This window comes from Sediminibacterium sp., from assembly GCF_019264485.1.
Taxonomy (GTDB): Bacteria; Bacteroidota; Bacteroidia; order Chitinophagales; family Chitinophagaceae; genus Sediminibacterium.
On record NZ_JAHVAA010000014.1, the window covers coordinates 159,439 to 172,522 of the forward strand.

A 13,084-nucleotide genomic window follows, 5' to 3' on the forward strand; every position below is an offset into this window, starting at 1 on the left:
GGAGTCTGCACGCTTTGTGCAGACTCCTTTTTTGGTTAGTCTTTTTGTTGCACAACGCCTTTGTGCATACCATCAAGGAATCGCAACATGGCGTTCATGTCTTTTATATCATCAACTACTAATAAGAAATTTTTACCCGCCTGTTTTAGTCTGGCTTTGTTGGTGCCTGTTTGCAGATAAGCCAATACATTTTTAAACAATCCCGATTCGAAATAGGGAGAATCAGGTCGGTTAATGAAATAACACCTGAGTGTATCCTGTTTCAAGGTCATCTTTTCGAATCCTATTTCAACAGCCTTCCATCTGCATCTTACAGTAACAAATAAATCTTCTACTTCAGAAGGCATAGGTCCGAAACGATCTATCATTTCACGATGAAATGCCTGTAACTCCTCTTCTTTTTCACAATTATCGAGTCTTGAGTAAAGCGACAGGCGTTCTGCAATACTTTCTACATAACTATCGGGTATCAATATTTCAAGATCGGTATCAATAGTACAATCACTTACATAATCATCCTGTTTACTGATTTCTTCCTTGAACAGATCCTTGAACGATGTTCGTTTCAGTTCCCGGATGGCTTCTTCTAATATTTTCTGGTACATTTCAAAACCAATCTCTGCCATAAAACCACTTTGTTCTCCGCCCAGCAAATTGCCCGCACCACGAATATCAAGATCACGCATGGCTATCTGGAAGCCACTTCCCAGATCACTAAACTGTTCCAGTGTCTGCAGTCTTTTTCTCGAATCGGTGGGTAAGGTACTCATAGGAGGAGCCAACAGATAACAGAATGCTTTTTTATTACTTCTGCCCACACGCCCGCGCAACTGATGCAGATCGCTCAACCCAAACTGGTGGGCATTGTTTACGATGATGGTATTTACATTCGGAATGTCTACCCCACTCTCCACTATATTCGTACATACCAGAACATCATATTTTTTATCAATGAAGTCCATGATTCTTTCTTCCAGTTCATGGCCTTCCAACTGACCATGTGCATAACCAATACTGAGGTCGGGGCAAAGTCCTTGCAACATGGCGCTCATTTCAGACAACCCTATTACCCTGTTATGAATAAAGAATACCTGGCCACCACGTTCTGTTTCATAGTAAATGGCGTCGCGGATAAAATCATCATTAAAAACACGCACTTCTGTTTGAATGGGCTGCCTGTTGGGTGGCGGTGTATTAATGATGCTCAGGTCTCTTGCACCCATCAAGCTAAACTGAAGTGTTCGCGGAATCGGGGTAGCCGTTAATGTTAAACAGTCTACATTCGTCTTGAGTGTTTTCAGTTTCTCTTTATGTGCTACACCGAATTTCTGTTCCTCATCTATAATCATTACGCCCAGGTCCCTGAATTTCACTTCCTTGCCTAATAAACCATGTGTACCTACAATAATATCAATCTTACCTTCTTCTACTTTTTTTAATGTTTCTTTTTTCTCTTTGGCCGATTTAAAACGATTGATATAATCTACCGTTACCGGGAAATCTTTTAATCGTTCTTTAAAAGTTTTATAATGCTGAAACGCAAGGATGGTTGTTGGCACTAAAACAGCAGCCTGTTTTCCATCAACTACCGATTTAAAAGCAGCACGTACTGCTATTTCTGTTTTGCCAAAACCTACATCTCCACAAACAAGCCTATCCATGGGCGAAGGGCTTTCCATATCTTTTTTTACATCGGCCGTTGCCTTGCTCTGATCGGGTGTGTCTTCATAAATAAAAGATGCTTCCAGTTCTGTCTGCATGTAATTATCGGGCGTATGAGCAAAACCTTCCTGTGCCTTTCTTTGTGCATAAAGTTTAATAAGGTCGAAAGCAATTTCTTTAACCTTGGTTTTCGTTTTTTCTTTTAATCTTGCCCAAACATCACTACCCAGTTTATTGATTTTTGGAACAGTGCCTTCCTTACCGGTATACTTTGATATTTTGTGTAGTGAATTGATATTTACATAAAGAATATCACTGTCTTTATAAATGATCCTTACAGCTTCCTGTAACCTGCCATTTACTTCCAGTTTTTGCAGCCCGCTATAAGTTCCCACACCATGATCAATATGTGTTACATAATCGCCTGGCTGAAGGTCGCGCAGGGTTTTAAGTGTGAGCGCCTTGTTTTTATTATACGCCTGTTTAACCTTGTATTTATGGTATCGCTGAAATATCTGGTGATCGGTATAACAAACGATCTTCAGATCTTCATCAATAAAACCTTCATGTATGCTCGATGGCACAGGAACAAACTGAATCTCTGTTTTGAGGTCAGCAAAAATGGTATTTAACCGTTCAAGTTGTTTTACCTGTTCGGCAAAAATATAAATACCATACCTGGCAGTTTCATGCGCTGTAAGATCTTTGATGAGTAGATCAAACTGCCTGTTAAAAGAAGGTTGTGGCCGGGTATTAAATTCAATGATTGTTTTGGCCAATTGTGGCTTATATCCAAACTCAACAATATGGCGATTGATGATTTGGTTCCCGATGGTTGAAACAGTTACAAAATCATCAACCGATATTTCTTTCAGTACACGAATATCTTCCTCGTCTTCATTGCCCTTCATCTGGTAGCCATCTTTCAGCAGCTCAAGAAACCCAATCATATCATCGTATTGCTGCTGTACTTTTTCTGCAATTACATCCCAGTCTTTCAGCCATACAACCGTATTTTCATTCACAAAATCGAATAAAGAAACTTTTTCTTCTGTACTGAACTGTGTTTCTACATTGGGTATAATATTTACCTGTAGCAGTTTTCTTTCACTTAACTGTGTTTCAGGATCAAATATGCGTATACTGTCTACTTCATTTCCGAATAATTCTACCCGGTAAGGTTTTTCATTACCGAAAGAATAAATATCGAGGATACCACCTCTAACGGCAAACTGACCTGGTTCATACACAAAATCTGTTCTTTCAAAACCATACATTACAAAGAGTTCCATTAAACTGTTGGGGTTAATGGTATCATTGGTTTTAATGGTGATAATATTACTGCTCAGTGTTTTGGGCAGCACTACTTTTTCAAAAATGGCTTCCGGATAAGTGACAAGAATTTTTCTGTTTCCACCTGCAGCCAGTTTGGTCAGTGCTTCGGTACGAAGCATAACATGTGAGCTGTTGAGGATCCTGAAATTTTTCCGGTTTTTGAAAGAAGAAGGGAAATAAAAAAGATCAAGTGCCTGTGTCAGGTTTTCAAGTGTATTATGAAAATAGGCTGCTTCTTCAGCATCATTCAACACCAGAATATGGTTCAAAGACTGAGAAGAAGGGTGAGAGAATACTGCACTCACAACAAATTCGGCACTACTGCCCTGTAAGTTTTTCAGGAAAATTTGTTGCGGTTGGGCAAAAGAAAGCCTGTCCACCAGTTGAAAAAGGCGGGGGTTATTCTGGTACTGTTCCAACAACACATTCAGATTCATAGCTCCTTATCCTGCCCCGATCAAAAATATCCTCCATCAGGGGCTGCAAAGATAACCCTGTTCTGCTAATAACTGGCGCCTGAGTTGATGAGTATGTTAAGGGGTGTTATTTTACCGGAGTCGACCGATACCAGTTGAATATTGTTTTCTCTGTCGAACATATTGGCAAAGAAATAGTCTCCTTTCTTAACAAAAACGGAATAAGTGCCTGCGGGCAAAGCAACACTGTAACGGCCCAGACTGTCTGATAAAACAGAAGCAACCAGTTTGCGGTTAATTGTCGTATATAGTGGAGACCCGGTTTCAAGGGGTTTTACCTGAGAAATATGGGTAGGTTCATATACATAGAGGGTGGTAGAAACAGGTTTTGGGGTAGCTGGGGCCACACCCACTTTAGGCATCTGATTACCTTTTATTTCAGTTATCAGACCTGAAATTCCCTGTTCAATTTCACCCTTTTGTGTCTTTTTTGCCGATGAACAGGCTGAAAATGTTAAAATGGCAAAAAACAGGACAAAAAGAATATTTCGCATGCTTCACTTTGAATGGTGAAAGTATCTAATTTTAATAATATTCCCGGGCTGTTGCCGGTAATCATGAAGTTAAACTAAACTATATTATGCTCAGACGATTTTTACCCTTTTTTGTAGGCTGTCTGTTTATGGTTTTTATAACCGATGCACAGGTAGTTACAAATGTTCAGGTATTGAAGAATGCGGCTCAGGGTATCAGCTTAAAAGAAAGAAGTGAGTACACTAAAGCAATGTCGCTGGCAAAGCAACGCAACTGGCCACTCAGCATCCGTTCTAAAGATGGCCGACTGGCTACGCTCATTGGTGTGGATGCTTTTAATTTCCCGAAATATTTTGTTACGCAGAATAACAGTATTGCCGCGGCTACTACCAGAACCAATCAGCTTTGGGCAGGTGGTGCCAGCGGACTAAACCTTTCCGGAAATTCTGCCAACATTAAAAACAAAATTGGTGTGTGGGATGGCGGTGGTGTTTTACTCAATCACGTTGAGTTAACAGGCAGGGTCACACAAAAAGACAACCCTTCAACCACTGATAATCATGCAACACACGTAACAGGTACTATGATTGCAACGGGTTTGAATCCCAGTGCAAAAGGCATGTCGCACGGTGCACAGGGTTTGATTGCTTATGACTTTACCAATAGTTATTCAGAACAGGCTACTGAAGCAGCCGGATTACTTATCTCCAATCATTCCTACAATATTGTTTCCGGATGGAATTTCAATGACGCACAGAACAGATGGGAATTCTGGGGAAGACCTAATGAGAATGAAGATTATAAATTTGGTTATTACAGTTCAGATGCACAATTGCTGGATTCCATTGCTTATAATGCGCCATTTTACCTGATTGTAAAATCGGCTGGTAATAACCGTGGTGAAACTGGTCCAAATGTTGGCGAGCCCTATTTCCGTTTCAATGCGCAAAACCAGATGGCGGCGGCCGGTAACAGACCTGCTGACATAAGCAGTAATGACAGCTATGGCAGTATTCCCTGGGATGCCAATGCAAAAAATATTCTTACCGTAGGTGCCGTAAGAGGTATTCCCGGCGGTTACAACCGTCCGGAAGATGTTGTAATGAGTTCATTTAGTGGATGGGGCCCAACGGATGACGGTCGTATAAAACCAGATGTGGTGGCCGATGGCGTAAATGTATTATCTACGTATGCAACTGGCACCAACAGTTACTCATCATTAAGTGGAACATCTATGTCCACCCCAAATACATCAGGTTCATTGTTTCTTTTACAGGAACATTATTCAAAATTAAAAAGTGGTGCTTTTCTGAGAGCTGCAACACTCAAAGGCCTGGCCATTCATACAACCGAAGAAGCCGGCACCACACCGGGGCCAGATTACCAGAATGGATGGGGACTTTTAAATGTACAAAAAGCCGCGGCTGTTATTTCTGCCTCAGTAGCATCAAACAACAGTTCCACCAGCGAACACCTGATGTTCGAAAACCTGTTTAACGGAACTACGAGTTCTTTTTCAACCACAGTTATCGCTACAGGTAAAGAGCCATTAAAAGCCACTATTTCATGGACAGATGTAAAGGGTAATGTTGAGCAGATAGACGTATTAAACAACCCTGCAAAAAAACTCATCAATGACCTTGATATACGTATTACAAGTGGTAGCAGAACATTCAGACCATGGACACTGGATCCGGCCAATCCGGCCAACGCAGCGGTAAAAGCCGATAATATTACAGATAATGTTGAGCGCATTGATATTGACAGTACAGTGGCTGGTGAAAGCTATACCATAACCGTTACACATAAAGGTGGGGCGGGTTCTCTGGTAAGAGGACAACAGGCTTACTCTTTATTAGTGAGCGGAGTAGGCGGTACAGCCCATTGCATTTCTGCAGCATCAAACAATGCGGGTGGAAGAATCGACAGTGTAAGTTTACAAACCATCCGTTATGCTAATCCTACAGGTGGTACTACTTATGTAAACAACACATCTATTGCAGCGAGTATTGAACCATCACAGTCTGTGCCTTATCGTGTAAGGGTGAACAGTGCCGATGGTTCTGATGTTGATAAAATAGTAAAATTATTTATTGATTATAATAATGATGGTGACTTTACAGATGCCAATGAACTGGTTGCAACCAGTTCAGCTCTGAGAAATAACCAGGTATTTGCAGGATCATTCAATACCCCCAGTACTTTAACCATTGGTAGCACCTATCGTGCAAGGGTTGTAATGGTTGAAACATCAACAGCAACCGATGTGGTTTCATGTGGTAATTACAGCAGGGGCGAAACAGAAGATTTCAGGTTGATTGTTGTGAATCCCTCTACAGATTTTACTATTAATGAAGTAACCACACCTTCAGTTTCTGATTGTGCAGACAATAAACAATATGTTACTGTAGTTATCAGAAATAATGGTAGTGTACCAAAAACAAATATTCCTGTTTCAGTTGAAGTAAAGAATGGCTCAACTACTGTAGCAACATTTAATAGTGTCTATCCCGCAGCGGTTCCTGGTTTATCAAATGCAAGTTTCACTTTACAAACACCGTTTGTTACAGCAGAGAATACAACTTATACGATACTTGCAACAGCCACTGTAACGGGAGATCAGAATTCTGCTAATAATACACTTACAACCAGTCTTACCATTGGCAGAAAAGCAGCTGATCCAGATGTTGTTGGAACCATTTGTAATGCAAATGCGCTACTGAGGGTAAATAACCCGGTTGCCAACAGCAATTATTTCTGGTACAATAGCGCCAATGCCATTGCTCCTTTTGCAAGCGGTACTACTGCAAGCACTACCAGTATTCCGGGTAATAAAACTTTCTATGTTGCCAATGAAGTAAAAACTTCTATCGGACCTGCAACCAAAATGGTGTATGCCGAAGGTGGTTATAATAATTTCAGGGGGAATTTCGTACGTTTTAATAACAGTGTACCATTAACTATTGAAAGTGCCAGATTATATATTGGCAACCCGGGAACAGTGGAAATAATTGTCGCCAATCTTGGTACCGTTAACGCCGATGGTAGCTTTAGTTATATTCCGCTGGCGAGAACCACGCTTGATGTAACTGCTACTAATCCGAACCCACAACAGGGTTTAGTAAGTGGTAATCCGGCTGCTGACACTGGTGCTGTGTATTATCTTAATCTTCCCGTTAATGATCCAGGCGATCATATTTTACTTGTTTTATGTAACGAAAACGGAGCCACCATATTCCGCAATAATAATATCGCCGGTACCACCTATCCGATCAATATTGCCAATGTAATGTCAATTACCGGTAACAGTGTTAATATAAATGGGACAGGCGATCCAAATCCATTCTACTATTTCTTCTACGATATGAAGATCAGAACAGGTACCAGTTGCCCCAGTAACCGGGTAGAGCTGGTGGTGGCGGATGCACCAACGCCTGTTGTCACTAAAGTGGGCGATTCATTAGTCAGCAGTGTTTCCGGAGTATCCATGCAATGGTTCAAAGATGATGTAGGCATCAATGGCGCTACTTTGGCCAAGTACAAACCCATTGAATCCGGCGTATATAAAGTAGTAGTAGTTGATGCCTTGGGATGCCAGAAAACATCTGCCCCACTACAGGTAACCATTACCGCATTACCTCCTGAAGTAATTGCGCGTGAGATTAAACTCAGTCTGTCACCCAATCCGAACAAAGGCATTTTCAACCTGAGTTTTGAAGTGAAAGAGAAAGCAGATCTGGCAATTGAATTATTAAACTCTGCCGGGCAAAGAGTCTTTAGCCAATCTTACCCCGGATTTAATGGAACATTTTCCAGACAAATGAATGTGGGTAATGTGAATGACGGATACTATGTGCTGAAGATTTTACACAATAAGAAGACCTATCTGCAAAAAGTAATTATTATTAAATAACTAAAGTTATTCGTTCTGCAATGCCACTCAATTTATTTTGAGTGGCATTTTTATTTAAGCCAGATACTGCTTTTACATTACATTAGCTTTGTAAAAACAGGTTATGAGAACATATATATTGGCAGTATTGGTATTGGCCTTCACATTCTCTGCAAATGCACAAAAAAGAAAATTTGTGTATGGTTATTTAAAAGATAGTGTAACCAATACAGCAATTGTACTGGCCAGTGTTCGGAATATTAGTACCAATACCACCGTTATGACCAATAACGCAGGCAGGTTTGCTATTGAAGTCGGTGAAAATCATATTCTATCTTTTGCAGCTGTGGGTTATTTCTTTGATACACTCCGGTACAACAACATAAATGCGCTACAAGATACTTTATACCCCTTTCTCGTTCCGCTTGCCAGAGATCTGGGAAATGTAACTGTTACAGCAAGGGGTATGAGCCGGTATCAGTTAGACAGTATGGAAAGAAGAAAAGATTTTTTACAGGATATAGTTAACTATACCATACCCACCGTATCGCAGGCCAATTCAGGCGCAGGTATTGCATTGAATCTCGATCGTTTTTCACGTCATGAAAAAAATAAGAGAAGGGCGATGCAATTTTATGAAACCAATGAAAAAGAAGCCTATATCAACTACAGGTTCAATACAGTATTGGTACAATCTCTTACAGGTTTCCGGGACGAGAAATTACACCTGTTCAGCCAACGTCACAGACCTTCGTATGAATGGCTGAGAAAACATACTACTGAGGAGGATATTCAGTATTACATTAACGAGCAATTAAAAATCTTTTCAAAGAAATAACCCCCCTGTATAAACTCCCTTTCTCCCGTTCTCTTTGTTAACAGAGTCTAAGTAAAAGTAAATTTATTATCTACTTGTTTTTTCTAACAAAGAGAACGGGAGAAGGGTAGTTAGGAAAGTTGTTTAAAAGAAATTATTCGTAGCGTAATGCCACAATGGGGTTTAATCGAGCGGCTTTCATGGCTGGATAGATACCGGCAGCAAGACCTACAATTGAGCAAATAATAACACCCGTTATTACCCATCCCCACGGTACAATAAATCCGGTTTTAAGAACAAGTCCGAAAAGATTTCCCACCAGCACACCTAAAATTATTCCGAAAATTGCACCCAACAGGCTGATGATCATACTTTCAAACAAAAACTGCTGACGCACATTTCTGCTTTTTCCACCTATCGCTTTAATCAGCCCCACTTCTTTTGTTCTTTCATTTACAGCAACCAGCATAATATTCATCAAACCAATAGCTGCTCCGATAAGGGTAATAAGACCAATAGCACCTGCCGAGCCTGTTATACTGCTGAGGAACCCAATAAACATTTCAGCGAACTTATCGCTCTTTTCAATCACGAAATTATCTTCTTCAATGGGCTGCAATCTTCTTACAGAACGAAATATGGAAGTTGCTACTCCACTTGCAGGGTCCAGATCGTTCACATTGCCCACTATTACACCAACCATATAAGATTTACTTACATTCTGAAAATGACGGATATTGGTATAGGTAGTAACAATTACATCATCCTGTCTGAGCATGGCACTTGAACCCTTCTCTTTCAGCAATCCAACTACACGATAAGGCAAACCACCCACACGTATTACTTTATCAATACTTTTTTCAGGACTTGTACCAAACAATGTTTTGGCAACATTGCTACCCAATAAACATACATTTCTTCCGCTTTGCTGATCGAGTGAATTCAGGTTCCGGCCAGCCGCTATGGTATAACCGGTTACAGTAAGATAGTTTTCATCGCCACCCCACACTGCTATCTGCGGATTCGTTTTTTTGTCTTTGTAATGAATCTCCTGTCCCCCCGGTCCTCTTCGGTATATGCTTACCTGTGCAGATGGAAAATTGAAATTATCCCGGAAATATTCTGCCTCGTCTTTAAGAATGGGTTTGTCGAGGTTTGATTTTTTTTCCTTTTTTCCACGCGTAGTTTTTTTCAGATCGGAACTGTTACCGAATCGTACCCTGGAATCTTTGAAACGTATATTAAAGGCATTTGTTCCCATAGAAGAGAAACTCTCTTTCAGGCTTTGGTTCATTGCTTCAATGGCCGTAATAATACCAATCAATGCCATAATACCAAAGGCAATAATAGCCACTGTAATACCTGTACGCAGTTTATTACTGCGTACCGTACGCCAGGCCAGCGAGAGTGAATCGAAAATAGTCATACCCTTCATACAGGAAATTCTTCCTATAAAGATAACGGAGAAATCCTGTCTGGTATTGACAGCACTGAAAAAAGTGAGGAACGGTTAGAAATAAAACCCATTCAGGATAATCGATGGCCATATGCCAATCAGGATAACAAATGCAGCCAGCAATACCAGCCCTGTTTTGAAAGCACCTGTTATCTCAGTTGTTTCTGCATCTCCTTCTTTAAAATACATGGCCTGTATTACTTTGAAATAATAATACACGCTCACTGCAGCAAAAAAGAGTGCAATAATCACCAACCAGAGGGCCCCACCTTCTTTTACCACTGCCGCCAGCATATAATATTTGGCAAAGAAACCTGCGGTTAATGGAATACCTGCCAATGACAGCAGGAAAATAGTAGTGGTAAAAGCCAGTACAGGATGTTTTTTAGCCAACCCATTAAATCCGTCAAATGTATAGTCCGACATTTTAATCAGTACGGCAAAAATACCAATGGTTGCAAGGCTATAGGCTACACTATATAAAATGATCCCTTCTCTTGCTAAATCATTGCCGGCAAACAAGGCGAAAAGCATAAAGCCGGCTTGTGCAATACTGGAATAAGCCAGCATCCGTTTTACACTCTGCTGAAATACTGCTGTTATATTACCAATTAGCAATGTGGCAATAATTACAAAAGATAAAATAATTTTCCATGTTGGCCCCAATACAACTGACTGGCTCTGAAAGAGACGGATAAATGCAATAAAGCCAGCAGCTTTTACAATGGTGGCCATAAAAGATGTGAATACACCAGGGGCTCCATCATACACATCTGGTGTCCAGAAATGAAAAGGGGCTGCAGAAACTTTAAAAGCCATTGCTACAAATAAGAGCAGCAAAGCAGCTACCTGCAGAAATGAGGGATTAATACCTCCTGTTGTTGGAATAATGGCAGGTGCATTAAGTGCAAAAGAACCGGTAGCACCATAAAAAAGTGCAATACCCATTAACATAATACCTGTTGTAAACGACCCCATCAGGAAATATTTCAATGAAGCTTCATTGCTTTTGAGGTTTCGTTTATCGGCACCGGTTAGAATATATAAAGGAATAGAGAGTATTTCAATCCCAAGGAATAACATCAACAAACCATTAAATCCGGAGAGAATACTTATACCACATAAAACAAAAAAGATCAGGGCAAAATATTCAGCAACATTAATTCCGGCTTTTTCAATATCGCTGCCACTCAGGCATACGTAAACCAATGTAGCACCAAATGCAAGGGTATTGAAATAGAGTCCGAATTTTTCGAAACTCAGTAAACCATGAGTATTGATATTGATCTTGAACAATGCATAAGTATCAAGCAGATTGGCTGCTATCAACAACAACAGTCCTGCTGCTGCGATATATTTCAATACAGATTTATTATTTGTTATGATACCACTGAACATCATAACAACTCCCAATAATGCTGATAATATAATTGCGTTCATAAAACCAACTCCCCTGCGGGAATTTAGGGTGAAAGCGTTACCACTTTCACTTGTGAATAATCAAATAAATTTACCTCTTCCTTATTTCCCTGCCATGGTAGCACCCACAGTATCTTTTGTTAGATCGATCATTGGTTGAGGATATACACCCAACGCAATCACCACTACCACTAATACTACCAATGCCAGTTTTATATGTCCACTGATATCTATTGCATTTTCAGTAACCACTGTTGTATTACCATAAAATACTTTCTGTACCATATTCAGCGTGTACACTGCGGCTAAAATGATACTTATACCTGCAATAGCTGCTATCCATATATTATAACTGAACAAACCGTTAAACATCAGGAACTCACCAATAAACGCATTGGTTAAGGGCAATGCAATATTTGCGAATGCCATTACTACTAACAGAATAGCCAGTACAGGTGCTTTTTGTGCAAGCCCGCCCAGTTCACTTAACTTTCTGGTACCGAGTTGCTGTTCTATTGCATCGGCTACAATCCACAGACCAATTACATTTACGCCATGGTTAAACATTTGAATCATTACACCTTCCAGTCCAACGCGACTGTTGGTGAATAATGTTGCACTCATCAAACCAATATGTGCTATGGATGAATAAGCGATCAGTCTTTTTATATCATCCTGTCTGATAGCGATAAGAGAAGCATATAACATACCCACTACAGATAAAACAATGATGATCTGTGCATATTTATCTGCTGCTGCCGGAAAAAATGGGATCAGCCATTTTACTACTGCAAAAATTCCCATTTTTACCATAACCCCACTCAATACCATTGTTGTGGCTGTAGGAGATTGTTCATATGCATCTGGTTGCCAGGTATGAAAAGGGAATATTGGCATCTTGATGGCAAAAGCCACAAAGAATAACCAGAATATGAGTGATTGTTGAGATGGCTCCATTTGCACTGCGTAAAACGACTGCCATGCAAAGGAATGATCAGCAGTCTGGAAATACAAATACAGAATACCAGCCAGCATCATGAGTGAACCTACGAATGTGTAGATAAAGAATTTAAAAGTAGCCGCAATACGTTTTTCACCTCCCCACAGAGAGCAGAGAAAATAAACAGGTATGAGCGCCAGTTCCCAGAAGAAATAAAACAATAATGCGTCATTGGCTACAAACACACCCATCAGACCAGCCTGTGTTAACAACATCAGGGCATAAAACGATCCGGCATTTTTATACCTATTTTTATACGTAGCAAGAAAAATCAGTGGAAATGAAACTGCTGTGAGTAATACAAGCATTTTGCTCATTCCATCCATGGTCAATGTGAATCGACTGCCGAGTGCGGGCAGCCATGCACTATCGAAAGATTGTTGTATGGAAGGGTAGAAATAAATTCCTGCAATGGCTACTACCAGTGTTAATACTGCCGATAACAATGCCCATCCTTTAGCTGCATTGTCTTCTTTAATAAAGAAACCAACGATGCCTGTTAGTAAGGGGAGTAATATCAAAAAAACTGGAATCATAAATATGCTTTATCGCG

At 40.3% G+C, this 13,084-nt stretch carries 7 protein-coding genes; 2 read left to right on the forward strand and 5 right to left on the reverse strand.

Annotated features, from left to right (window positions below):
- Nucleotides 1-35: 35 nt before the first annotated feature.
- Nucleotides 36-3,434, reverse strand: a complete 3,399-nt coding sequence (mfd, locus tag KXJ59_RS12140) for a transcription-repair coupling factor (RefSeq protein ID WP_295204950.1) — start codon at nt 3,432-3,434, stop codon at nt 36-38.
- A 65-nt stretch (nt 3,435-3,499) separates the two neighbouring features.
- Nucleotides 3,500-3,967, reverse strand: a complete 468-nt coding sequence (locus KXJ59_RS12145) for a hypothetical protein (protein WP_295204952.1) — start codon at nt 3,965-3,967, stop codon at nt 3,500-3,502.
- A gap of 86 nt (nt 3,968-4,053) precedes the next feature.
- Here KXJ59_RS12145 and KXJ59_RS12150 point away from each other — a divergent pair, with 86 nt between their 5' ends.
- Together KXJ59_RS12150 and KXJ59_RS12155 are read left to right on the forward strand one after the other, a co-directional pair.
- On the forward strand, nt 4,054-7,860 hold the full coding sequence (locus KXJ59_RS12150) for a S8 family serine peptidase (RefSeq protein WP_295204954.1): 3,807 nt from the start codon (nt 4,054-4,056) through the stop codon (nt 7,858-7,860).
- A 103-nt stretch (nt 7,861-7,963) separates the two neighbouring features.
- Entirely contained in the window at nt 7,964-8,677 is a 714-nt protein-coding gene (locus KXJ59_RS12155; RefSeq protein ID WP_295204956.1) for a hypothetical protein, read from the forward strand.
- A gap of 133 nt (nt 8,678-8,810) precedes the next feature.
- Here the strand turns inward: KXJ59_RS12155 and KXJ59_RS12160 are convergent, their stop codons facing one another.
- From KXJ59_RS12160 to KXJ59_RS12170, 3 genes are all read right to left on the reverse strand, one after another.
- A complete protein-coding gene (locus tag KXJ59_RS12160) occupies nt 8,811-10,091 on the reverse strand; it encodes an ABC transporter permease (protein WP_295204957.1) in 1,281 nt (426 codons plus the stop codon).
- Nucleotides 10,092-10,166: 75 nt separating this feature from the next.
- On the reverse strand, nt 10,167-11,552 hold the full coding sequence (locus tag KXJ59_RS12165; protein ID WP_295204958.1) for an NADH-quinone oxidoreductase subunit N: 1,386 nt from the start codon (nt 11,550-11,552) through the stop codon (nt 10,167-10,169).
- A gap of 81 nt (nt 11,553-11,633) precedes the next feature.
- Nucleotides 11,634-13,067 (reverse strand): NADH-quinone oxidoreductase subunit M, encoded by a 1,434-nt coding sequence (locus tag KXJ59_RS12170; RefSeq protein ID WP_295204960.1) that lies wholly within the window; start codon nt 13,065-13,067, stop codon nt 11,634-11,636.
- Nucleotides 13,068-13,084: the final 17 nt, after the last annotated feature.